Here is a 25,702-nt window from a genome sequence, read left to right as displayed (position 1 = left end):
TATATGGATTGGATCACGTGTACCACCAGCTTCGTCACGGTTGTCGATCAGGGCTCTCTGGCTCAGGCAGCAACGAAGCTCAACACCTCAAGTTCAGCCCTGTCAAAGCGCCTCTCATGGTTAGAAAAGCAATTAGGGGTGCAGTTACTCAAACGGACAACCCGTAGCCTGACAGTGACCGACGCCGGTAAACTGTTCTACCAACGTAGTGCACGGCTGCTGGAAGACTGGCACCAGATGTTAGCTGAAACGACCTCAACCTATGGCGAGGTGAGCGGCATTTTACGGATCGGAGCGCCGCTGGCAACCGGCAGCCGATTACTGGTCCACTATTTGGCCGAATTCATTGAAACCTACCCCAATATCCAGGTGGAACTCCACACCGTGACACCGGGCCAACTTCCCGATCTTAATCTGGATGTGTTCATCAGCCGGGAGCTCACTGATTTCAACTCATCTAGCTATATTGCAACTCGGCTATTTAACTTCCAACCAAGTTTTTATGCCTCTCCCGGTTACCTGGAAGACAAGCCACAAATCGAAACCCCTGAGCAGCTGACTCAACACAACTGCTTGTTGTTCGGCACCCACGGCCATGAACAAGAGCATGTTTTTGAAGATAACCTGCGCTTGCGCCTGCGCGGCAACTTTACCACCCAAAACCCCGAAGCCCTGGTGGCAGCAGCGGTTGCCGGTATGGGCCTTATCCTTACCGGTGAGAAAATGGTCAAAAGAGAGCTCAGCAAAGGCCTGTTGGTTCCGGTTCTGCCCGAGCTAAAACAACCCGTCAGTTCAGCTTATGCCTACTACCCGAAGCTTGACTATAACCATGTCAAAACCAAATTGTTTATTGATTTCATCAAAGAAAAAGCCAACCCGGTATAGCACTCATACTAAGATAAATAGGCAATAAAAAAGCAGCGACCAGCGCTGCTTTTTTCTCTGATATTTCATGAACATTCGTTAATTAAAACGGAATGTCATCGTCGAAATCCATTGGTGGCTCATTGTACTGCTGCTGTGGCTGCTGAGGAGCCTGCTGCTGTGGTGCAGATTGTTGCTGCTGTTGAGGCGCAAAGTTCTGCTGTGGCGCGGCTGCAGGCTGTTGAGGTTGACCCCAGTTACCTTGCTGCTGTTGTTGGCCACCCATTGGTGCACCCATTCCCTGACCACCGCCCTGACGGCCACCAAGCATTTGCATGACACCGTTAAAGCCTTGAACCACAACTTCAGTTGTGTAGCGATCTTGGCCGTTCTGGTCTTGCCATTTACGGGTCTGCAATTGACCTTCGATGTATACCTGTGAGCCTTTACGCAGGTATTCACCCGCAACTTCAGCCAGCTTGCCAAATAGCGCAACACGGTGCCATTCAGTTTTTTCACGCTGCTCGCCCGTTGCTTTATCACGCCATGATTCAGAGGTAGCAATGGTAAGATTGGCTACTGCACCACCACTTGGCATATAACGGATTTCTGGGTCATTACCTAAGTTACCGACTAAGATAACCTTATTTACGCCACGACTGGCCATACTTAACTCCAAATCTGTTTGCGTACTATCAGATCACCAATAGCCGCTTAGTCAAAGTTTATACTTAATCGCGCAGTTTATCATGCTGACACGGTTTAGGCATAGAGCCCAGACTGTGTTATCTGACGCAATTTTTGCTCATTCACGATGAGTGACTGATCCACAATCAGAAACTCCTTGTAGTCGTTATTTGTTGAGCATAAAAGGCACTGCGATGCTCAACAAATACACATTATACTGTATCTTTATACAGCTTATGCTTTCAAGCTTTTCCTGGCTATGCGATAATGCTGACCAATTTGTCAGTCATAAAGCTCGCATACTATGGATAAGATCGAAGTCAGGGGTGCCCGGACCCATAACCTTAAAAATATCAGCCTCTCTATTCCCCGCGACAAGCTGATTGTGATCACCGGCCTGTCTGGCTCAGGCAAGTCCTCGCTTGCCTTCGACACCCTGTATGCCGAAGGTCAACGCCGTTATGTTGAATCATTGTCGGCCTATGCCCGCCAGTTCCTATCTTTGATGGAAAAGCCGGATGTTGACCATATTGAAGGGCTGTCACCTGCTATTTCGATCGAGCAAAAATCCACATCGCATAACCCGCGATCTACCGTCGGTACCATTACCGAAGTGTATGACTACCTGCGCCTGCTCTATGCCCGGGTTGGCGAGCCACGCTGTCCGACCCACGATGTTGAGCTAGCCGCCCAGACAGTCAGCCAGATGGTCGATAAAGTCCTTGAACTGCCGGAAGGCAGCAAAATGATGTTGCTGGCTCCTATCGTCAAAGAGCGTAAAGGGGAGCATGTTAAAACGCTGGCTAACCTGGCAGCACAAGGATATATCCGGGCGCGTATCGATGGCGAGGTTTGTGATCTCTCCGATCCACCGACATTGGAGCTCCATAAAAAGCACACCATTGAAGTTGTTGTTGACCGCTTTAAGGTACGCGATGATCTCCAGCAGCGTTTGGCAGAATCATTTGAAACGGCACTAGAGCTATCCGGTGGCACGGTCGTGATCAGCCCAATGACTGAAGGCGAGATGGACGAAATCGTATTTTCGGCCAACTTTGCCTGTCCGCACTGCGGATACAGCATGCAGGAACTGGAACCCCGGTTGTTCTCGTTCAACAACCCTGCCGGTGCCTGCGGCACCTGTGATGGCCTGGGTGTCCAGCAATATTTTGACCCTGACCGCGTGGTACAGAATGATGAGCTTAGCCTCTCTGGCGGTGCTATCCGCGGCTGGGACAAGCGAAACTTCTATTACTTCCAGATGCTCAAATCGATGGCTGAACACTTTGCCTTTGATGTCGAAACGCCATTTAACGAACTACCGAAGAAAATCCAAAACCTGGTCTTAAGTGGTTCAGGAAAAAAAGAGATTGAATTCAAATACATCAATGACCGTGGTGATATCACGGTACGCCGTCATCCGTTTGAGGGGATCCTCAATAACATGGAGCGCCGCTACCGTGAAACAGAATCTAATTCGGTACGCGAAGAGCTGATTAAATTTGTCTCGACCAAGCCATGTAGCTGCTGCAACGGCTCGCGCCTACGCCTTGAAGCCCGTAATGTCTTCATCGCCGATACGACACTACCGCAGATCAGCGAAATGAGCATCATTGAAGCCGTAGAGTTCTTCAACCAGCTTTCACTGGTTGGCCAACGTGCTCAAATCGCGGATAAAATTCTGAAAGAAATCGGTGATCGCCTTAACTTCCTGGTTAATGTCGGCCTGAACTACCTTAATCTGTCGCGCAGCGCAGAAACCCTGTCAGGTGGCGAGGCACAGCGTATTCGTCTGGCCAGTCAGATTGGTGCCGGCCTGGTTGGGGTCATGTATGTACTTGATGAACCGTCGATCGGCCTCCACCAGCGTGATAACGAACGCCTGCTCAAAACCCTGACCCACCTGCGCGATCTCGGTAACACCGTGATCGTGGTTGAACATGATGAAGATGCCATCCGCACCGCTGACCATGTCATTGATATCGGCCCAGGAGCCGGAGTCCACGGTGGTAAGGTGATTGCCGAAGGTTTGCTGAATGATATCCTTGATGCACCGGAATCATTGACAGGCCAATACCTCAGCGGCGCTAAGTCGATTGCGGTACCAGAGCAACGTATTGAGTTTAATCCAGAGAAAACCGTTAAGTTGCTAGGCGCGACAGGCAACAACCTGAAAAATGTCGATGCTGAAATTCCAGTTGGTTTGTTTACCTGTATTACCGGCGTGTCCGGCTCAGGCAAGTCGACTCTGATCAACGATACCTTCTTCCGCATTGCCCACCACCAGCTTAACGGTGCAACCTCCGGTGACGCTGCCCCGTACCGCGAGATCCAGGATCTGGAACATTGCGACAAAGTGATCGATATCGATCAGAGCCCGATCGGCCGTACCCCGCGCTCAAACCCTGCGACCTATACCGGGATCTTTACCCCAATCCGCGAGCTATTCGCTGGCACCCAGGAATCCCGTGCCCGCGGTTATAAACCCGGCCGCTTCAGCTTCAATGTGAAAGGCGGACGCTGTGAAGCCTGCCAAGGTGATGGGGTGATCAAGGTCGAAATGCACTTCCTACCGGATGTCTATGTCCCTTGTGACTCATGCAAAGGTAAGCGCTATAACCGTGAAACCCTGGAGATCCGCTACAAAGGCAAGAGCATTGACGAAGTTCTGGAGTTAACCGTTGAAGATGCAAGGGAATATTTTGATCCGGTTCCCGCAATTGCGAGAAAATTGCAGACATTGATTGATGTCGGCTTATCGTATATCCGACTGGGCCAGGCTGCGACCACACTCTCTGGCGGTGAAGCACAACGGGTGAAGCTTGCCCGCGAGCTCTCTAAGCGCGATACCGGAAAGACCCTGTATATTCTGGACGAGCCGACCACGGGCCTGCACTTCCATGATATTCAGCAACTGCTGTCGGTGCTGCACCGCTTGCGCGACCATGGCAATACTATCGTTGTTATTGAGCATAACCTTGATGTGATCAAAACAGCAGACTGGATCATTGACCTCGGCCCGGAAGGGGGGAATGGTGGTGGTGAGATTGTCGCAACAGGTACGCCAGAACAAGTCGCGATGGTTGATGGCTCGCATACGGCGCGTTTCCTCAAGCCGCTACTGCCTACCTTAGGTTAAGAAAGGCTAAATAAGGTGACAAATAAGATTCAGGCTGGTATCAATCAGCCTGTTTATTATCAGACGATCCGCTAAACAGGCACGGAATAGCAATGACAGTGTTACATGTACAAGGTACCAGACTGGCAGAGCAGCAAGTCAGCAAGCCCATGGTTAGGCCCTTTTTGGCCTCATTGGGTGTGCTTTTTATACTTGCCATGCATTACTTCCAGCATAACCCGGGAGGCTCTGGGCTGGAGCTGTCATTCAATACCACTAGCTGGATCCCGTTCAGCTTTGCCATTGCCTTCGGTTTGTTGGAGATCTGCCGCCAGAAGACCTGGCGCTATTCACGCCTGACACTGATCCTCTTTGCATGCTGTACGCTGCTGACTATTCCTGCCTTGTACCCCAATGCTGTTGGTTCCGAAGTGATCAACCGACTATTAGGCCTGTGGGCCGGACTGTTATTTTTTATCAGCCTCCAGCAGTTCTCATTCAGTCAAAAGCAACGCCAGCGTATGCTGTGGATGATCCTGGCTGCGGTTTGGATCCAGGCCCTATTCGGTTGGTGCCAGTTTTTAGTCTTAGAGCCCGGCAATGCCATTGGTTATGACACCGTAGAAAACCGTCCTTACGGTATCTTCCAGCAACCCAATGTCATGGCCAGCTTTTTGGCTACCGGCTTGGTCTTGTCAGCTTATTTACTGACACGGATCCCGATGTACCGAGGAAAATGGTCATGGCTGCAACTGGTTCTGCTTCTGACCCCTGTTGTCACTATTCCTATGTTGGTTGTTCTCAGCTCCCGCACCGGTTGGCTGGGTGCCGTGGTAGGTACCGGGCTGATGATCCCGTACCTGCGCCGCTTTGCAGCCAAGGCGCAATGGCGGATGTGGCTATTGATGGTTGTACTTGGCCTGAGTGTGTCTTGGAACCTGAGCAGCAATAGCGGCTGGGCACCGTCAGATAATAAACTCAGCCTGGAAAGTGCACGTTCCATCCATATTCCGCAAGCCTTTAACATGTTCTTAAAACAGCCGTTAACAGGCTATGGCTACGGAACATTTGAGTCCTCTTTCATTACCCAAACAGCACAATGGCACCAAGCTGATCCAGAGCAACATTATGGCCTTGCAGCGCTCGACCATCCGCACAATGAACTGCTTTACTGGGCTTCCGAAGGCGGTATCGTTCCGCTCCTTGCCCTGTTGCTAGCCGCTGTTGCTGTATTTGCCAGAATAAAGAAAGCACGGGAGGGCACCCAGCTGGCACTGGTTGGCTTGTTTTTCCCAATCACCTTGCATACCCAGTTGGAATACCCGTTTTACCATTCACTGGTGCACTGGGCGATTTTCATTATTTTGATTTACTGGGTCGATAACCTAACAGCCAAATACTACAAGCTCAAAGCAAACTATGTACTGACTATCCGCTTTTTGGTCCTGCTGCTACCGATAGCCACAGCTAGCTATATGGCAACCACCTTGTACTCCGGCTATTTGCTGACAAAATATGAAACGACCCGACCTACCAATGTCGACTACCTGCTGAAGGTCAATAACCCTTGGGCCTGGAAAAATCGTTTTGAATGGGATTTGCACGTCACGCAGCTCCAACTTGGCGCGGCATCTAGCAACCCGGATCTGGTCAATGAGTATATTCAATGGGCCACTAAAAAAGCCGTGAACTGGCCGCGTCCTGCCCTATACCAAAACTTGATTGCAGCCTACCTGTTCCTTGGTAACCAGAGCCAGGCTGAACAAATCAGGCAGGAGGCCAAATATTTGTTCCCTGGCAACGACTTTACCTCCAGCGAGGCAATCCCGGTTTTAATTAAACCTGACTCTATCGCCGAAGACCCCAACCATAGTGCAGAGACTTCAGGCTCACCCAGTTAACGGCACCTGCAAAAACGGCTACCGAGGTAGCCGTTTTTTTTTCACCATTATTTTAATGTCGTTTCCAGTGCCTTTAGGCACAGGGCGACATTTTCACTTCTTGCCGCATAGCCCATCAGGCCAATCCGCCATGCCTTTCCGGCAAGCGAACCAAGGCCGGCACCGATCTCTAGGTTATAGCGTTCAAGCAATGTTTTACGCACGAGTGCATCATCAACACCATCAGGAATATGCACGGCATTTAACTGTGGCAGGCGGTGAGCTTCATCCACCACGAACTCAATGCCCAGCTTCTCCAGCCCCTCACGCAACTCTAGGTGAACATCCTTATGGCGCTGCCATGCATTTTCCAAGCCTTCATTTTTTAGCAAAACGAGCGCTTCGTGCAAGGCATACAAGCTATTGACCGGGGCTGTATGGTGGTAGCTCCGCTTACCTTCACCACTCCAATAACCCAAGACCAAGCTTTGATCGAGGAACCAGCTCTGCACCTGGCTCTTACGGCTTTGGATTTTATCTACGGCACGCTGTGAGAATGTCAACGGCGACAGGCCTGGTACACACGACAGGCACTTCTGGCTACCTGAATACACGGCATCGAGCTGCCACTCATCCACCAGCAGAGGGACACCACCCAATGACGTTACAGCATCAACAATAGTCAGGCAGTCATGCTGGCGTGCAAGCTTGGCAATCGCCTCGGCATCACTCAATGCCCCAGTAGAGGTTTCTGCGTGCACGAAAGCGACAATTTTTGCATCTGGGTTCGCCTCTAGTGCCTGTTCAACCAATTGCGGATCAACGGGCTCGCCCCATGCGTTATCTACCATCACGGCTTCACCGCCACAACGCTCGACATTTTCACGCATACGATCGCCGAACACGCCATTGCGACAGACTATCACTTTGTCACCCGGCTCTACCAGGTTAACAAAACAAGCTTCCATACCGGCACTGCCCGGTGCCGATACCGCAATCGTGAACGTATTTTGTGTTTGGAAGGCATACTGCAGCAACTGCTTCAGCTCATCCATCATGCCTATAAACAACGGGTCTAGGTGGCCAATCGTCGGACGGCTTAAGGCCTGTAGAACCTGCGGGTAAATATCTGACGGCCCAGGGCCCATTAGTGTTCGTTGTGGAGGATAAAAGCTACCGATTGTCATTATTGTATCTCCCTTTAGTAAGAGTTCGGTGATTCCCTGAAGTGCTGTGGTAGGGCGAGAATGTTGCTCCCAGCGGTACGCTTGCCTGGAACACAAAAGCGTACCGTTTGGTCTTCACGCAGTTAACCAGTATTAAAGGAATTTCGTTTCGAAGCAAGCAATGTAACCAAGCAACGTAACCAAGCATATAAATAGCCCGTCGTATTTATTGCAATTTCTTTGCATAAATTCTCATGTTCCCATTGACAAGCAAGTAACAAATTCGCTTCAATAGAGATCGTTTTTTGTTCATCCTGATGATTGGAATACCATCAGGTAAAAATAGAAGAGGAGCGTTACCCAGGTATCTATGGTTGCGGGGCCCCACCCCTAAGCAGCATAGAGAGGGGGAGTAACGCCGAGATACTGCTGGACAGGGGGCCAGTAGTATCGGCTATGAAGGTTGAATCCTTCTGGCTGTCACCTTTCTCTTTTGAAAGGTGGGGAGCTTCTGGTTGTAGCGCTATCAATACGTCTCGCCTACCTGCTCTCCTGACAATTGGATGTCGGGAATATCCTCCCGAGTAAATTCCCTATTCTTCGTTATAATTTTACTGTTATTGGGAGACTTACTTTGAGCCCTGTAGTTAATAATGCCACAGCCCTGACTGTCGCTAAGTTTGGTGGAACCAGCGTTGCAGATTTTACTGCAATGAGCCGTAGTGCCGCCATCATCAAACACAACCCAGCCGCCCGTATCGTTTTGATCAGTGCCTGCTCTGGTGTTACCAACCTGCTTGTCGAGCTGGCCAACGGCGTCAATGATGCAGCCCTTCGCCAACAGCTTCTGACTCGCCTGAAAGAAATACACCATGGTGTCATCAGTGAGCTGAAATCGCCTGAAACCGTGACCTCTGCGATAGGTAGCTTGCTAGACTCAGTCTCAACCCTGGCTGAACAAGCGGCAATACAGCCTAGCGCGCAACTGACCGACCAGCTAGTTTCTCATGGTGAGCTACTATCAACCCACCTGTTTACTCAGATCCTCAACGAAATGGGCGTCGATACCGTCCGTTTCGATATTCGTGACATTATGCGTACCGACAGCCAATTTGGTAAAGCGATCCCTCAGCCAGAGGTGATCCGCCAGCTGGCAGCCACGCAACTACAGCCACTATTGGAGAAGCAGGTGGTGGTCTCGCAGGGTTTCATTGGCTCGGATAGCGAAGGGACGACCACTACACTGGGACGTGGCGGCAGTGACTACAGTGCCGCACTGGTGGCTGAAGCAACAGATGCCGCAACGCTGGAAATCTGGACGGATGTACCCGGCATGTACACCACCGATCCCCGCATTACCCCGGCGGCTAAGCCCATTAAAGAGATCAGTTTCAGCGAAGCCTCTGAAATGGCAAACTTCGGGGCAAAGATCCTACACCCTTCAACATTGGTTCCGGCTGTTCGCCAGCAGATCCCGGTGTTTATCGGCTCATCAAAAGCACCGGAGCAAGGTGGAACATGGATCCGTGAAAGCGTCAATAAGGCCCCACTATTCCGTGCACTGGCCCTGCGCTGCAACCAGACTATGGTCACGCTAACCAGCCTGAATATGTTCCATGCCTATGGTTTCTTAGCCGAAGTGTTTCGCATCCTTGCCGAGCATAAAATTTCAGTGGACCTGATCACTACCTCAGAAGTCAGTGTCTCACTCACCCTGGATCAAACCGATACGGGAGGCGGCGCGCCTACACTACCCGAAAAAGCCGTCGAAGAGCTCAGCAAGCTATGCCGTGTTGAGGTTGAACAAGGCCTATGCCTCGTTGCTCTTATTGGTAACCAGATGAGCAGTACCAAGGGTTCAGCAAGACAGATCTTTGGGGCGCTGGATGACTATAACCTACGCATGATTTGCTACGGTGCCAGCCCGCACAACCTGTGTTTCCTCGTTAAGGAGCAAGATGCAAAATCTGTGGTGAAAACACTGCACCGCAAAATTCTTGAGTAACTCAACCGAACCTGGATTGTAATAACAGTAAAAGGGCGCCTTGCGGCGCCCTTCTCATCTTAATGGCTAATACCAATCAGCATAAGTACTTGATCATTCTTGCTGGTTAAAATCACCTATTACTACGTCAGAATTTTTGTAATTAGAACCACTAGTTACTGCAAATTCTTCCTTGCCTTAGGTGATTTTTCCTGCGCAATTATCTGAACACTTACTTATCCCGATTGGTATAACTCTGAATTTAAAGGTTAGGCCCCAGCCACTTTTCTGCTTCAACCAGATCCCAGCCTTTACGCTCAGCATAGCTATCACGCTGATCGGCTTGGATCTGTGCCACCGCAAAGTAGCGAGATTCCGGATGGGAGAAATACCAGCCCGATACCGCCGCTCCCGGCCACATTGCAAAACTCTCTGTCAGGGTCATACCCGTATTTGCCTCGGCATCCAGCAACTTCCAGATCTCGTCCTTCTCGGTATGTTCAGGACAAGCCGGATAGCCCGGCGCAGGACGAATACCTTGATACTTCTCGCGGATCAGATCGTCATTATTCAGATCTTCATCAGCCGCATAACCCCAGATTTCCTTACGCACCATTTTGTGCATACACTCAGCAAATGCTTCAGCCAAGCGATCAGCTACCGCCTGGATCATAATGGCGTTGTAATCATCGCCCTTAGCCTTAAACTGAGCAGCTATGTCATATTCTCCGATCCCGCCAGTGACAGCGAAAGCACCAATCCAGTCAGCCTTTTTGCTCTCTTTCGGCGCAATATAATCCGACAGGCAGTAGTTTGGCCCCTTGGGTTTGTTCGTCTGCTGGCGCAAACCACGCAAGGTCGTCAGCACCTCAGTACGAGACTCATCGGTGTAAACCTCAATATCATCACCGATATTGTTGGCCGGGAACAATCCACAGACACCATTGGCCTTAATCATGCCGCTTTGCTCAATCTCATCCAACAGCTTATTAGCATCATCAAATAGGCGCTGCGCTTCTTCTCCCACCACTTCATGGCGTAAGATGGTTGGGTATTTACCACTGAGCGACCAGGTCATAAAGAAAGGCGTCCAGTCGATATACTTGCGTAATCTAGATACTGGGAAATCATTAAACGTGTGGATCCCGCCTTTTGCCGGAACGGGTGGCTGATAGGCCTCCCAATCGATATCCACTTTGTTGGCTCGGGCTTCTTCCAAGGTGATCGGGGCGGTACGTGGTTTTTTACGGGCATACTGATCCCGCACAACCTCGTACTCTTTCTCTAAACGTTCAACAAACTTTGGCCGCTGTTCATCAGAGAGCAAAGCAGAACATACCCCAACGGCACGAGAAGCATTCGAAACATAGACTACCGGCGCGTGGTAATTTTCTTCAATCTTCACAGCTGTATGTGCTTTAGAGGTGGTCGCCCCCCCTATAAGCAATGGTAAATCAAAGCCTTGGCGTTCCATCTCTTTCGCCACATGTACCATCTCATCAAGCGATGGAGTGATCAGGCCGCTCAGGCCAATAATGTCGACATTCTCCTCTTTCGCAACTTTGAGGATCTTATCGCAAGATACCATCACGCCAAGATCAATGATTTCGTAGTTATTACACTGCAGTACGACACCGACAATATTCTTCCCAATATCGTGAACATCGCCTTTTACTGTCGCCATCAAAATCTTGCCGTTCGAGCTACCGGCCTGTTTCTCAGCATTAATATACGGTTCAAGATAAGCAACAGCCTGTTTCATGACGCGCGCTGATTTCACTACCTGCGGCAGGAACATCTTGCCTTCACCGAACAAATCACCAACGATATTCATCCCGTTCATCAACGGGCCTTCAATCACTTCAAGTGGCTTGCTTGCATTTTGGCGAGCTTCTTCCGTGTCTTCGACAATAAATTCCGTTATACCTTTGACCAACGCATGTGAAAGGCGTTTTTCGACATCCCAGCCACGCCATTCTTGTGCACTGCGATCATCTTCCACCGCACCACTGTCACGGTATTTCCCCGCAATATCCAGTAAACGCTCAGTACTGTCATCTCGACGGTTAAGAACCACATCTTCGACAGCTTCGCGCAGCTCATCCGGCAAGTCATCATAAATTGCCAGCTGGCCGGCATTCACAATCCCCATGTCCATGCCGTTCTTAAAACAGTGGTACAGGAACACGGCATGGATCGCCTCCCGCACCGGGTTATTTCCCCGGAACGAGAAAGAAACATTGGATACACCGCCTGAGACCATGGCATGCGGCAAAGTACGCTTGATATCACCAACGGCTTCGATAAAGTCGACAGCGTAGTTATTGTGCTCTTCTATACCCGTTGCAACCGCAAAGATATTTGGATCGAAAATAATATCTTCAGGCGGAAAGCCCACTTCATCGACCAATACACGGTAGGCGTTGGTACAGATTTCAATTTTTCGCTCTCGGGTGTCTGCCTGGCCAACTTCGTCAAATGCCATCACTATGACAGCCGCACCATAGCGGCGAAGCAGCTTAGCCTGGGCAACAAACTTTTCTTTGCCTTCTTTGAGCGAGATGGAATTAACAATCGGTTTGCCCTGGACACATTTCAAACCCGCTTCAATGACTTCCCATTTCGAAGAATCGACCATGATAGGGACTTTCGAAATCTCAGGTTCAGTTGCACATAAGTTGAGGAAACGAACCATTGCCGCTTCCGCATCCAGCATGCCTTCATCCATATTGATATCAATGATCTGTGCACCAGCTTCTACTTGCTGACGAGCCACTTCTAACGCTTCATCATACAACTCTTCTTTAATTAAGCGTTTGAAACGAGCTGAACCAGTAACATTGGTACGTTCACCGACATTGATAAATAAACTATCAGCTTCAATGGTTAACGGCTCTAGCCCAGAGAGACGACAAGCAGTAGTAATTTCGGGTAATTGACGAGGGGTCACATCACGAGTCACTTCGGCCATTTGACGGATATGCTCAGGGGTTGTCCCACAGCACCCACCGACTAAGTTCAGGAAACCACTTTGCGCCCACTCTTTGATATGTGCAGCCATATCTTCAGGGCTGAGATCATATTCACCAAAAGCATTTGGCAGGCCGGCATTCGGGTGAGCAGAAACGGCGCACTCAGAAATTCGTGATAACTCTTCAACATACTGACGCAGCTCATCAGGGCCCAAGGCACAGTTCAAACCAAATGAAATAGGCTTAACATGGCGTAGTGAGTTGTAGAAAGCCTCGGTCGTCTGGCCTGATAACGTACGTCCGGATGCATCGGTAATGGTACCGGAGATCATCACTGGTAACTCAATACCCAACTCTTCAAAGACACTTTCAACAGCAAACGAACAGGCTTTTGCGTTCAGGGTATCGAAAATGGTTTCGATCAGGATTAAATCAGATCCCCCCTCGATAAGAGCACGGGTAGACTCAGAGTAGGCTTCAACCAATTGATCAAAAGTGACATTTCGAAAGCCAGGATCATTAACATCCGGAGAGATAGAACATGTTCGGTTGGTCGGGCCAAGTACCCCGGCAACAAAGCGGGGTTTTTCGGGTGTTTTTGCCGTCCATTCATCAGCAGCCTGGCGGGCTAGGCGAGCAGCTTCAAGGTTAATTTCTGCGCTCAGGCTTTCCATATCATAGTCAGCCATGGCAATCGTGGTCGCGTTAAAGGTGTTCGTTTCCAGAATATCCGCACCAGCCTCTAAGTACGCAGCATGAATATCTTTGATCAATTGGGGTTGTGTCAGTACCAATAAATCATTGTTACCTTTAAGATCGGAATGCCAATCTGCAAACCGTGCTCCACGATAATCATCTTCTTCCAGCTTATAGCCCTGGATCATGGTACCCATGCCACCATCAATGATCAGGATCTGCTGCTCTAATCGCTTCTGTAATAATTCCTTGCCCTTTAACACCACACTACTTCCCTTCTCTAATTTTACAGCTGAATAACATCCTACCACAGTCCATATGGAAATCTAGACGTCTAAAGTTGTTTTCGACACCAAAACAAAGGCAGAATCTAGGAAAGTTTTCTATAGCTATCATCACGTGATGGATTTATATTTTGTCACAATTTCACTCTTTACTCTTAACCACATTGAGGTTGACGCATGTCGGTCTATAGCACCCTCTGCTTCCTTGCTGCCGCTGCAATGGTAATTGCATTTATAAACAGCAAAATAGGAAAAATGCAGACAACTATCGCCATCACTGCCGGTGCATTGGTATTGTCACTGGGCATTGTTATCGCAGGTCAAAATGGCTGGTTCCACCTTGAAGATATCGCAGCCGAGCAACTTGGCGAAATTAACTTTGAGAGTTTTCTGCTAAAAGGGATCCTAGGTTTCTTGCTGTTCGCCGGCGGGTTGGGGATAAAATTGCCCAATCTCGAAGATCAAAAGTGGGAAATCACGGTACTGGCCTTGGCGGCGACCCTTTTTTCAACTTTCTTCATTGGCTTTGCATTATGGGGGATCTGTCAGCTCCTCGGTATTCAGCTTGATCTGATCTACTGCCTGATCTTTGGTTCGCTGATTTCTCCTACCGACCCAATCGCTGTATTGGCTATCGTCAAAAAACTCGATGCTCCGCGACGTATCTCGACCCAAATTGAAGGTGAATCACTGTTTAACGATGGTTTTGGACTCGTTATTTTCGTCACCTTGTTCACCATCGCCTTCGGCGGCGAAGCGCCTACAGTATTAGGGGTTGGCCAGCTGTTCTTGCAGGAAGCGGTTGGGGGAATAGCCTATGGCTTTGTCCTTGGCCTGTTATTCCATTACCTGATCAGCTCCACCGATGATCATTCGATGGAGCTACTACTGACCTTAGGTATTCCAACTGCAGGCTATGTCTTCGCGGATGTTATCCATGTATCTGGACCACTTGCCATGGTGGTTTCCGGAATCATGATTGGTAACTGGACCCGCTATATCGGCTTTTCCAAAGAAAGTGAAGATCACCTCGATCACTTCTGGGAGCTCGTCGACGAATTCCTCAATGGCGTGCTTTTCCTGCTTATTGGTATGAGTATGCTACAGTTCAGCTTTCATCAGGAAGACTGGGTTCTGATGGTCACAGCGGTCCCATTGGTGCTGCTCAGCCGTTTTTTAAGTATCAAGCTGTCATATATGGGCTTCGAGCGTTACCGTGACTATAACCCGCACTCGGTGAAAATTCTAACCTGGGGCGGACTTCGGGGCGGCCTTGCCTTAGCGATGGCAATGGCAATACCGGCAGGCATTACCGTTATTCCTGAAAAGAGCATTGATGTCCGAGAAGTCATTCTGGTGATGACCTACGCTGTCGTCGTATTTTCGATTCTAATCCAAGGTTCAACCATTACCCCTCTCATCCACAAAGCCAAAGTGTGGGAAGCAGAAAACCAATAGACCTGAAACGAAAAAGACCTGCGTTGCAGGTCTTTTTTTATCTTCTTTTAAGCAATCAATCATCTTTGGTAAAGTTTGCTTCCGAGAAGTGGGCCAAATCATATGGCGTTTGCTGATAAACACAGTAGTTGAGCCAATTAGAAAATAGCAAATGACCATGGCTACGCCAGCTAGCGACTGGTGGATTCTGTGGGTCATCCCCCGGATAGTAATTCACCGGAATACTCGGCTCCATCCCTTCTCCTAAATCACGCAAGTACTCGTTGTGCAGGGTATTAACATCATATTCGGGGTGACCAGTGACGAAAACATTTCGCTTATCTTTCGTTGTCGCCAAATAGACCCCAGCCTGCTCAGATGTCGCCAAAATATCGAGATCGGTATGCTCAGCCAGGTACTCAGGTGAAAAGTCAGCATATCGAGAATGCGGAGCTAAAAATGAGTCATCAAAGCCACGGAGCATTGGATGATGGCAATCATGCGTTTGATGGAAATAGATCCCTGATAGCTTTTCTCTTCGAGTACGCTTTGGTAAATCATACAACAACTTCAAACCTGCCTGAGCAGCCCAGCATACGAACATCGTTGATGTCACATGCTCCTTAGCCCAGTTCATAATTGTCTGGATCTCCTCCCAGTAAAGGACATCCTCAAACTGTACGAGCCCCAGAGGCGCTCCCGTTACAATCAGGCCATCATAGTTACGATCTTTGACCATCTCAAACTGACGGTAAAACGTATCTAAATGTTCTGTCGGTGTGTTTTTGGTTGGGCGATTATCTATCCGTAATAGCTCCACATCAACCTGCAGAGGGCTGTTTGACAGTAGGCGCAAAAACTGAGTTTCCGTCTCAATTTTCTTCGGCATCAGGTTCAACAGCAATACTTTCAGTGGACGTATTTCCTGACTCGCTGCGCGAGCTTCCGACATCACAAAGATATTCTCGCTGCGCAAGATATCTGTTGCTGGTAATTGGTCAGGAATTTTAATCGGCATTTTGGTTTACTCCTTAAACGTTATACCGAACGAAACTATCTTCTTTAAGGCTATCACCATCAGGCGAACAATTGCATTAAGATGTTTAGACGTCCAGATTTCTAAATAAAACTATATAAATTTAGTCTAAGGTGCAAGGGAAAGAGTATTAAAAGAATTGTAGATAATGGATAGAAGATGAGAAAAATTAATAAAGATATTTTAAACGCCAGAAACGAGAAAACCCAGCCATAGGCTGGGTTTTGAAAGGAAGTTCAGCAATGACCTACTCTCACATGGGGAGACCCCACACTACCATCGGCGCTACAATGTTTCACTTCTGAGTTCGGCATGGGATCAGGTGGGACCATTATGCTATTGTCGCTGAACAAATTAGTGGTGCTAGTACCCAGATTTGAACTGGGGACCTCACCCTTACCAAGGGTGCGCTCTACCAACTGAGCTATACCAGCACGCAATTCTGCGTCGAAACCTGCTTTTGGAGCAAATTTCAAAATTTGGAGCCTGGCGATGTCCTACTCTCACATGGGGAGACCCCACACTACCATCGGCGCTATTACGTTTCACTACTGAGTTCGGCATGGGATCAGGTGGGTCCATAATGCTATGGTCGCCAAGCAAATTCTGTTTTATTCACCGCCCAAAGGCGATAAATAGCAATCTGGGAAAGTTAACTAGTGTTCTCGCGCTTACATTCAAGCGTTCGTGGAGTCCAAAAAACCCCTTGGGTGTTGTATGGTTAAGCCTCACGGGCAATTAGTACAGGTTAGCTCAATGCCTCGCAGCACTTACACACCCTGCCTATCTACGTCGTAGTCTCCAACAACCCTTTAGGATACTTAAAGTATCAGGGATGACTCATCTCAGGGCTCGCTTCGCGCTTAGATGCTTTCAGCGCTTATCGATTCCGAACTTAGCTACCGGGCAATGCTACTGGCGTAACAACCCGAACACCAGAGGTTCGTCCACTCCGGTCCTCTCGTACTAGGAGCAGCCCCCTTCAATCATCCAACGCCCACGGCAGATAGGGACCGAACTGTCTCACGACGTTCTAAACCCAGCTCGCGTACCACTTTAAATGGCGAACAGCCATACCCTTGGGACCGACTTCAGCCCCAGGATGTGATGAGCCGACATCGAGGTGCCAAACACCGCCGTCGATATGAACTCTTGGGCGGTATCAGCCTGTTATCCCCGGAGTACCTTTTATCCGTTGAGCGATGGCCCTTCCATTCAGAACCACCGGATCACTATGACCTGCTTTCGCACCTGCTCGAATTGTCATTCTCGCAGTCAAGCGGGCTTATGCCATTGCACTAACCTCACGATGTCCGACCGTGATTAGCCCACCTTCGTGCTCCTCCGTTACTCTTTGGGAGGAGACCGCCCCAGTCAAACTACCCACCAGGCACTGTCCGCACCCCCGATAAGGGGGCGACGTTAGAACATCAACACTACAAGGGTGGTATTTCAAGGACGGCTCCACCATATCTAGCGACATGGTTTCAAAGCCTCCCACCTATCCTACACATGTAGGGTCAATGTTCAGTGCCAAGCTGTAGTAAAGGTTCACGGGGTCTTTCCGTCTAGCCGCGGGTACACAGCATCTTCACTGCGATTTCAATTTCACTGAGTCTCGGGTGGAGACAGCGTGGCCATCATTACGCCATTCGTGCAGGTCGGAACTTACCCGACAAGGAATTTCGCTACCTTAGGACCGTTATAGTTACGGCCGCCGTTTACCGGGGCTTCGATCAAGAGCTTCGACCGAAGTCTAACCCCATCAATTAACCTTCCGGCACCGGGCAGGCGTCACACCGTATACGTCATCTTTCGATTTTGCACAGTGCTGTGTTTTTAATAAACAGTTGCAGCCACCTGGTATCTGCGACTCCCAGTAGCTCCATCCGCAAGGGACTTCACCGCCAGGAGCGTACCTTCTCCCGAAGTTACGGTACCATTTTGCCTAGTTCCTTCACCCGAGTTCTCTCAAGCGCCTTGGTATTCTCTACCTGATCACCTGTGTCGGTTTGGGGTACGATTGCTTACAACCTATCGCTTAGAGGCTTTTCCCGGAAGCATGGCATCAATGACTTCATCACCGTAGTGACTCGACATCGGGTCTCAGCCTTAAGTATTCCCGGATTTACCTAAGAATACAGCCTACACCCTTGAACCAGGACAACCGTCGCCTGGCCCACCTAGCCTTCTCCGTCCCCCCATCGCAGTTATAAGCAGTACAGGAATATTAACCTGTTTCCCATCGACTACGCCTTTCGGCCTCGCCTTAGGGGTCGACTTACCCTGCCCCGATTAACGTTGGACAGGAACCCTTGATCTTCCGGCGAGGGAGTTTTTCACTCCCTTTATCGTTACTCATGTCAGCATTCGCACTTCTGATACCTCCAGCAAACCTTACGATTCACCTTCAACGGCTTACAGAACGCTCCCCTACCCAATGCAGTAAACTGCATTGCCGCAGCTTCGGTGTATAGCTTAGCCCCGTTAAATCTTCCGCGCAGGCCGACTCGACCAGTGAGCTATTACGCTTTCTTTAAATGATGGCTGCTTCTAAGCCAACATCCTGGCTGTCTGAGCCTTCCCACATCGTTTCCCACTTAGCTATAACTTTGGGACCTTAGCTGGCGGTCTGGGTTGTTTCCCTCTCCACGACGGACGTTAGCACCCGCCGTGTGTCTCCCGGATAGTACTTACTGGTATTCGGAGTTTGCAAAGGGTTGGTAAGTCGGGATGACCCCCTAGCCTTAACAGTGCTCTACCCCCAGTAGTATTCGTCCGAGGCGCTACCTAAATAGCTTTCGGGGAGAACCAGCTATCTCCAGGTTTGATTGGCCTTTCACCCCTAGCCACAAGTCATCCGCTAATTTTTCAACATTAGTCGGTTCGGTCCTCCAGTAAGTGTTACCTCACCTTCAACCTGCCCATGGCTAGATCACCTGGTTTCGGGTCTAATCCTAGCAACTGTACGCCCAGTTAAGACTCGGTTTCCCTACGGCTCCCCTATACGGTTAACCTTGCTACTAAAATTAAGTCGCTGACCCATTATACAAAAGGTACGCAGTCACACCACGAAGGTGCTCCTACTGCTTGTACGTACACGGTTTCAGGTTCTATTTCACTCCCCTCACAGGGGTTCTTTTCGCCTTTCCCTCACGGTACTGGTTCACTATCGGTCAGTCAGGAGTATTTAGCCTTGGAGGATGGTCCCCCCATGTTCAGACAGGATATCACGTGTCCCGTCCTACTCGATTTCACTAAAAGCGCGCTGTCGGCTACGGGGCTATCACCCTTTACTGCTGTGCTTTCCAGCACATTCGCCTAACATGCAACTAGCTTAAGGGCTAATCCGGTTTCGCTCGCCGCTACTGCCGGAATCTCGGTTGATTTCTATTCCTCGGGGTACTTAGATGTTTCAGTTCCCCCGGTTCGCCTCGCTACGCTATGTATTCACGTAGCGATACTGGCTTATGCCAGTGGGTTTCCCCATTCGGAAATCCCAGTCTCAAGTGGCTTTTACTGCCTAAACTGGGCTTATCGCAAGTTAATACGTCCTTCATCGCCTCTGACTGCCAAGGCATCCACCGTGTACGCTTAGTCACTTAACCATACAACCCCAAGAGGTCTGTATGTTCAAACAACCAAGGTTTGTGTCTCTCCTTCTCTACATGAAAGAGCAGGGAGACATTGGTTTTTCGCCGGACTCTACACAAGACACTTAAATGTGTTTGCTTGAGAACTCGTTTCATCTCTCGATGAAACATTTTAATTCAATTGCAAAAATTGAATTTACTAGTCAGCTTTCCAGATTGTTAAAGAGCATGTGTACTTCTCTACCTAAATAAATAGGTTTCGATATCCACTTTTTAAACACACTCACTTCTTTTTCAAGAAATGCGCTTAAAGAGTGGTGGAGCTATGCGGGATCGAACCGCAGACCTCCTGCGTGCAAGGCAGGCGCTCTCCCAGCTGAGCTATAGCCCCATCGAGGGTATTTCTGAGTTCTTTCTAAAAGAAAGAGTGGTGGGCGATACCGGGCTCGAACCAGTGACCCCCTCCTTGTAAGGGAGGTGCTCTCCCAACTGAGCTAATCGCCCTCCGTAGTTTTACATTTCCGAAGGAGGAAATGGTGGGTCGTGCAGGATTCGAACCTGCGACCAATTGATTAAAAGTCAACTGCTCTACCAACTGAGCTAACGACCCTTGGCGTCCCGTAGGGGAGTCGAACCCCTGTTACCGCCGTGAAAGGGCGGTGTCCTAGGCCTCTAGACGAACGGGACTAAGTGTTTCTATCCAAGTTGTTGGGCAACTTGAATGCTCTCTACATTTCGACCAAGCAATCTGTGTGGACACTGCATAAAACAGTAAGTCTTTAGGTAAGGAGGTGATCCAGCCCCAGGTTCCCCTAGGGCTACCTTGTTACGACTTCACCCCAGTCATGAACCACACCGTGGTAAACGCCCTCCCGAAGGTTAAGCTATCTACTTCTGGTGCAGCCCACTCCCATGGTGTGACGGGCGGTGTGTACAAGGCCCGGGAACGTATTCACCGTAGCATTCTGATCTACGATTACTAGCGATTCCGACTTCATGGAGTCGAGTTGCAGACTCCAATCCGGACTACGACGTACTTTGTGGGATTCGCTCACCATCGCTGGTTGGCAGCCCTCTGTATACGCCATTGTAGCACGTGTGTAGCCCTACTCGTAAGGGCCATGATGACTTGACGTCGTCCCCACCTTCCTCCGGTTTATCACCGGCAGTCTCCCTGGAGTTCCCGCCATTACGCGCTGGCAAACAAGGATAGGGGTTGCGCTCGTTGCGGGACTTAACCCAACATTTCACAACACGAGCTGACGACAGCCATGCAGCACCTGTCTCAGAGTTCCCGAAGGCACGAAACCATCTCTGGTAACTTCTCTGGATGTCAAGAGTAGGTAAGGTTCTTCGCGTTGCATCGAATTAAACCACATGCTCCACCGCTTGTGCGGGCCCCCGTCAATTCATTTGAGTTTTAATCTTGCGACCGTACTCCCCAGGCGGTCTACTTAACGCGTTAGCTCCGAAAGCCACGGCTCAAGGCCACAACCTCCAAGTAGACATCGTTTACGGCGTGGACTACCAGGGTATCTAATCCTGTTTGCTCCCCACGCTTTCGCATCTGAGCGTCAGTCTTTGTCCAGGGGGCCGCCTTCGCCACCGGTATTCCTTCAGATCTCTACGCATTTCACCGCTACACCTGAAATTCTACCCCCCTCTACAAGACTCTAGTCTGCCAGTTCAAAATGCTGTTCCGAGGTTGAGCCCCGGGCTTTCACATCTTGCTTAACAGACCGCCTGCATGCGCTTTACGCCCAGTAATTCCGATTAACGCTCGCACCCTCCGTATTACCGCGGCTGCTGGCACGGAGTTAGCCGGTGCTTCTTCTGTCGCTAACGTCAAGGCATGCAGCTATTAACTACACACCCTTCCTCACGACTGAAAGTACTTTACAACCCGAAGGCCTTCTTCATACACGCGGCATGGCTGCATCAGGGTTTCCCCCATTGTGCAATATTCCCCACTGCTGCCTCCCGTAGGAGTCTGGACCGTGTCTCAGTTCCAGTGTGGCTGATCATCCTCTCAGACCAGCTAGGGATCGTTGCCTTGGTGAGCCGTTACCCCACCAACAAGCTAATCCCACCTGGGCTAATCTTAGCGCGAGAGGCCCGAAGGTCCCCCTCTTTGGCCCGTAGGCATTATGCGGTATTAGCTATCGTTTCCAATAGTTATCCCCCACACTAAGGCATATTCCCAGGCATTACTCACCCGTCCGCCGCTCGCCGCCCAACAAATCCCCCGAAGGGTCAATGTTGTCGCTGCCGCTCGACTTGCATGTGTTAGGCCTGCCGCCAGCGTTCAATCTGAGCCATGATCAAACTCTTCAATTAAAGTTTTTTTGGTCTTTCGACCGGCTCAATGAATACTGATTGAGTTTCCATTACTAGAAGCTAGTAACGAGAACTCGAATTGACTGTGCCGCTTTCTTACTTTCACTTTTTAATAAAAAGTGAAACAAAAAAGCAATCGAACTATTTCTAGCTCTTGGTCACTCAGTTCATTGATAAATCTTTTGACTTAACTTTTTCACGAGTGCCCACACAGATTGCATGGTCAAATTGTTAAAGAGCTTTGCTTTCAAGCGTTTAACGCTGAAGCAGGAGGCGTATAATACGCTTTCCACTTTGAAAGTCAACATAATATTCTAAGTTTTCACTTAAAACCTTATGGTGACTCACCTCTGACGAGGTCAGTCGAAATTAAAGCCTGGCGATGTCCTACTCTCACATGGGGAGACCCCACACTACCATCGGCGCTATTACGTTTCACTACTGAGTTCGGCATGGGATCAGGTGGGTCCATAATGCTATGGTCGCCAAGCAAATTCTGTTTTATTCACCGCCCAAAGGCGATAAATAGCAATCTGGGAAAGTTAACTAGTTGTTCTCAGCACCATTCAAGTGCTTCGTGGAGTCCATACCTACATGGATGTAGGCAATACTGATAATCGTCTTGGTCCGGCATTCCGGGAACGATTTCAGTGAAAAACCCCTTGGGTGTTGTATGGTTAAGCCTCACGGGCAATTAGTACAGGTTAGCTCAATGCCTCGCAGCACTTACACACCCTGCCTATCTACGTCGTAGTCTCCAACAACCCTTTAGGATACTTATAGTATCAGGGATGACTCATCTCAGGGCTCGCTTCGCGCTTAGATGCTTTCAGCGCTTATCGATTCCGAACTTAGCTACCGGGCAATGCCACTGGCGTGACAACCCGAACACCAGAGGTTCGTCCACTCCGGTCCTCTCGTACTAGGAGCAGCCCCCTTCAATCATCCAACGCCCACGGCAGATAGGGACCGAACTGTCTCACGACGTTCTAAACCCAGCTCGCGTACCACTTTAAATGGCGAACAGCCATACCCTTGGGACCGACTTCAGCCCCAGGATGTGATGAGCCGACATCGAGGTGCCAAACACCGCCGTCGATATGAACTCTTGGGCGGTATCAGCCTGTTATCCCCGGAGTACCTTTTATCCGTTGAGCGATGGCCCTTCCATTCAGAACCACCGGATCACTATGACCTGCTTTCGCACCTGCTCGAATTGTCATTCTCGCAGTCAAGCGGGCTTATGCCATTGCACTAACCTCACGATGTCCGACCGTGATTAGCCCACCTTCGTGCTCCTCCGTTACTCTTTGGGAGGAGACCGCCCCAGTCAAACTACCCACCAGGCACTGTCCGCACCCCCGATAAGGGGGCGACGTTAGAACATCAACACTACAAGGGTGGTATTTCAAGGACGGCTCCACCATATCTAGCGACATGGTTTCAAAGCCTCCCACCTATCCTACACATGTAGGGTCAATGTTCAGTGCCAAGCTGTAGTAAAGGTTCACGGGGTCTTTCCGTCTAGCCGCGGGTACACAGCATCTTCACTGCGATTTCAATTTCACTGAGTCTCGGGTGGAGACAGCGTGGCCATCATTACGCCATTCGTGCAGGTCGGAACTTACCCGACAAGGAATTTCGCTACCTTAGGACCGTTATAGTTACGGCCGCCGTTTACCGGGGCTTCGATCAAGAGCTTCGACCGAAGTCTAACCCCATCAATTAACCTTCCGGCACCGGGCAGGCGTCACACCGTATACGTCATCTTTCGATTTTGCACAGTGCTGTGTTTTTAATAAACAGTTGCAGCCACCTGGTATCTGCGACTCCCAGTAGCTCCATCCGCAAGGGACTTCACCGCCAGGAGCGTACCTTCTCCCGAAGTTACGGTACCATTTTGCCTAGTTCCTTCACCCGAGTTCTCTCAAGCGCCTTGGTATTCTCTACCTGATCACCTGTGTCGGTTTGGGGTACGATTGCTTACAACCTATCGCTTAGAGGCTTTTCCCGGAAGCATGGCATCAATGACTTCATCACCGTAGTGACTCGACATCGGGTCTCAGCCTTAAGATGGTCCGGATTTACCTAAACCATCAGCCTACACCCTTGAACCAGGACAACCGTCGCCTGGCCCACCTAGCCTTCTCCGTCCCCCCATCGCAGTTATAAGCAGTACAGGAATATTAACCTGTTTCCCATCGACTACGCCTTTCGGCCTCGCCTTAGGGGTCGACTTACCCTGCCCCGATTAACGTTGGACAGGAACCCTTGATCTTCCGGCGAGGGAGTTTTTCACTCCCTTTATCGTTACTCATGTCAGCATTCGCACTTCTGATACCTCCAGCAAACCTTACGATTCACCTTCAACGGCTTACAGAACGCTCCCCTACCCAATGCAGTAAACTGCATTGCCGCAGCTTCGGTGTATAGCTTAGCCCCGTTAAATCTTCCGCGCAGGCCGACTCGACCAGTGAGCTATTACGCTTTCTTTAAATGATGGCTGCTTCTAAGCCAACATCCTGGCTGTCTGAGCCTTCCCACATCGTTTCCCACTTAGCTATAACTTTGGGACCTTAGCTGGCGGTCTGGGTTGTTTCCCTCTCCACGACGGACGTTAGCACCCGCCGTGTGTCTCCCGGATAGTACTTACTGGTATTCGGAGTTTGCAAAGGGTTGGTAAGTCGGGATGACCCCCTAGCCTTAACAGTGCTCTACCCCCAGTAGTATTCGTCCGAGGCGCTACCTAAATAGCTTTCGGGGAGAACCAGCTATCTCCAGGTTTGATTGGCCTTTCACCCCTAGCCACAAGTCATCCGCTAATTTTTCAACATTAGTCGGTTCGGTCCTCCAGTAAGTGTTACCTCACCTTCAACCTGCCCATGGCTAGATCACCTGGTTTCGGGTCTAATCCTAGCAACTGTACGCCCAGTTAAGACTCGGTTTCCCTACGGCTCCCCTATACGGTTAACCTTGCTACTAAAATTAAGTCGCTGACCCATTATACAAAAGGTACGCAGTCACACCACGAAGGTGCTCCTACTGCTTGTACGTACACGGTTTCAGGTTCTATTTCACTCCCCTCACAGGGGTTCTTTTCGCCTTTCCCTCACGGTACTGGTTCACTATCGGTCAGTCAGGAGTATTTAGCCTTGGAGGATGGTCCCCCCATGTTCAGACAGGATATCACGTGTCCCGTCCTACTCGATTTCACTAAGAGCGCGCTGTCGGCTACGGGGCTATCACCCTTTACTGCTGTGCTTTCCAGCACATTCGCCTAACGCTCAACTAGCTTAAGGGCTAATCCGGTTTCGCTCGCCGCTACTGCCGGAATCTCGGTTGATTTCTGTTCCTCGGGGTACTTAGATGTTTCAGTTCCCCCGGTTCGCCTCGCTACGCTATGTATTCACGTAGCGATACTGGCTTATGCCAGTGGGTTTCCCCATTCGGAAATCCCAGTCTCAGGTGGCTTTTACTGCCTAAACTGGGCTTATCGCAAGTTAATACGTCCTTCATCGCCTCTGACTGCCAAGGCATCCACCGTGTACGCTTAGTCACTTAACCATACAACCCCAAGAGGTCTGTATGTTCAAACAACCAAGGTTTGTGTCTCTCCTTCTCTACATGAAAGAGCAGGGAGACATTGGT

9 protein-coding genes, 5 tRNA genes, 6 rRNA genes and 1 riboswitch are annotated in these 25,702 nt (G+C 49.8%); of the genes, 5 read left to right on the top strand and 15 right to left on the bottom strand.

The window, feature by feature from the left end; genetic code table 11:
• The first annotated feature begins 3 nt into the window (after nucleotides 1-3).
• Nucleotides 4-885: a LysR family transcriptional regulator gene (locus tag AC51G0_RS01735; RefSeq protein WP_496300420.1), complete on the top strand. Its 882-nt coding sequence runs from the start codon at nucleotides 4-6 to the stop codon at nucleotides 883-885.
• A gap of 82 nt (nucleotides 886-967) precedes the next feature.
• Here the strand turns inward: AC51G0_RS01735 and AC51G0_RS01730 are convergent, their stop codons facing one another.
• Nucleotides 968-1,531, bottom strand: coding sequence for a single-stranded DNA-binding protein (locus AC51G0_RS01730; RefSeq protein ID WP_496300419.1), 564 nt, complete (start codon nucleotides 1,529-1,531; stop codon nucleotides 968-970).
• 324 nt (nucleotides 1,532-1,855) lie between these two features.
• On the opposite strand from AC51G0_RS01730, the gene uvrA reads away from it, so the two are divergent.
• Together uvrA and AC51G0_RS01720 are read left to right on the top strand one after the other, a co-directional pair.
• Nucleotides 1,856-4,690, top strand: a complete 2,835-nt coding sequence (gene uvrA / locus AC51G0_RS01725) for an excinuclease ABC subunit UvrA (protein WP_496300418.1) — start codon at nucleotides 1,856-1,858, stop codon at nucleotides 4,688-4,690.
• 92 nt (nucleotides 4,691-4,782) lie between these two features.
• Nucleotides 4,783-6,570, top strand: coding sequence for a PglL family O-oligosaccharyltransferase (locus tag AC51G0_RS01720; protein WP_496300417.1), 1,788 nt, complete (start codon nucleotides 4,783-4,785; stop codon nucleotides 6,568-6,570).
• 47 nt (nucleotides 6,571-6,617) lie between these two features.
• Here AC51G0_RS01720 and AC51G0_RS01715 read toward each other — a convergent pair whose 3' ends face one another.
• Nucleotides 6,618-7,736: a pyridoxal-phosphate-dependent aminotransferase family protein gene (locus AC51G0_RS01715; RefSeq protein ID WP_496300416.1), complete on the bottom strand. Its 1,119-nt coding sequence runs from the start codon at nucleotides 7,734-7,736 to the stop codon at nucleotides 6,618-6,620.
• A gap of 317 nt (nucleotides 7,737-8,053) precedes the next feature.
• Nucleotides 8,054-8,234, top strand: a riboswitch (Lysine riboswitch).
• Nucleotides 8,235-8,427: 193 nt separating this feature from the next.
• On the opposite strand from AC51G0_RS01715, the gene lysC reads away from it, so the two are divergent.
• A complete protein-coding gene (gene lysC, locus AC51G0_RS01710; protein ID WP_496301835.1) occupies nucleotides 8,428-9,720 on the top strand; it encodes a lysine-sensitive aspartokinase 3 in 1,293 nt (430 codons plus the stop codon).
• Between the two features lie 241 nt (nucleotides 9,721-9,961).
• Here lysC and metH read toward each other — a convergent pair whose 3' ends face one another.
• A complete protein-coding gene (metH, locus tag AC51G0_RS01705) occupies nucleotides 9,962-13,633 on the bottom strand; it encodes a methionine synthase (protein WP_496300415.1) in 3,672 nt (1,223 codons plus the stop codon).
• Between the two features lie 195 nt (nucleotides 13,634-13,828).
• Between metH and AC51G0_RS01700 the strand changes: the two genes are divergently transcribed.
• The gene (locus AC51G0_RS01700; RefSeq protein ID WP_496300414.1) at nucleotides 13,829-15,109 is read left to right on the top strand and encodes a cation:proton antiporter; all 1,281 of its coding nucleotides are present in this window, start codon (nucleotides 13,829-13,831) and stop codon (nucleotides 15,107-15,109) included.
• A 55-nt stretch (nucleotides 15,110-15,164) separates the two neighbouring features.
• On the opposite strand, the gene metA is transcribed toward AC51G0_RS01700, so the two are convergent.
• From metA to AC51G0_RS01640, 12 genes are all read right to left on the bottom strand, one after another.
• Nucleotides 15,165-16,106, bottom strand: coding sequence for a homoserine O-succinyltransferase MetA (metA, locus tag AC51G0_RS01695; RefSeq protein ID WP_496300413.1), 942 nt, complete (start codon nucleotides 16,104-16,106; stop codon nucleotides 15,165-15,167).
• A gap of 252 nt (nucleotides 16,107-16,358) precedes the next feature.
• Nucleotides 16,359-16,474 (bottom strand): 5S ribosomal RNA (rrf, locus tag AC51G0_RS01690).
• Between the two features lie 8 nt (nucleotides 16,475-16,482).
• Nucleotides 16,483-16,558, bottom strand: a tRNA-Thr gene (locus tag AC51G0_RS01685).
• A 50-nt stretch (nucleotides 16,559-16,608) separates the two neighbouring features.
• Nucleotides 16,609-16,724, bottom strand: a 5S ribosomal RNA gene (gene rrf, locus AC51G0_RS01680).
• Nucleotides 16,725-16,841: 117 nt separating this feature from the next.
• Nucleotides 16,842-19,732, bottom strand: a 23S ribosomal RNA gene (locus AC51G0_RS01675).
• 300 nt (nucleotides 19,733-20,032) lie between these two features.
• A tRNA-Ala gene (locus AC51G0_RS01670) sits at nucleotides 20,033-20,108 on the bottom strand.
• Between the two features lie 37 nt (nucleotides 20,109-20,145).
• Nucleotides 20,146-20,221, bottom strand: a tRNA-Val gene (locus tag AC51G0_RS01665).
• A gap of 30 nt (nucleotides 20,222-20,251) precedes the next feature.
• Nucleotides 20,252-20,327, bottom strand: a tRNA-Lys gene (locus AC51G0_RS01660).
• A 1-nt stretch (nucleotide 20,328) separates the two neighbouring features.
• Nucleotides 20,329-20,404: transfer RNA gene (locus tag AC51G0_RS01655), tRNA-Glu, on the bottom strand.
• A gap of 97 nt (nucleotides 20,405-20,501) precedes the next feature.
• Nucleotides 20,502-22,054: ribosomal RNA gene (locus tag AC51G0_RS01650) — 16S ribosomal RNA — on the bottom strand.
• Between the two features lie 374 nt (nucleotides 22,055-22,428).
• Nucleotides 22,429-22,544, bottom strand: a 5S ribosomal RNA gene (gene rrf, locus AC51G0_RS01645).
• Between the two features lie 183 nt (nucleotides 22,545-22,727).
• Nucleotides 22,728-25,618, bottom strand: a 23S ribosomal RNA gene (locus AC51G0_RS01640).
• The 16S, 23S and 5S rRNA genes sit together here with 5 tRNA genes alongside, the layout of an rRNA operon.
• Nucleotides 25,619-25,702 lie beyond the last annotated feature (84 nt).

Source organism: Photobacterium sp. HL06 (assembly GCF_059552575.1).
The sequence above is the reverse complement of the archived record's forward strand: the minus strand, read 5'-3'. Positions and strand labels throughout refer to the sequence as shown.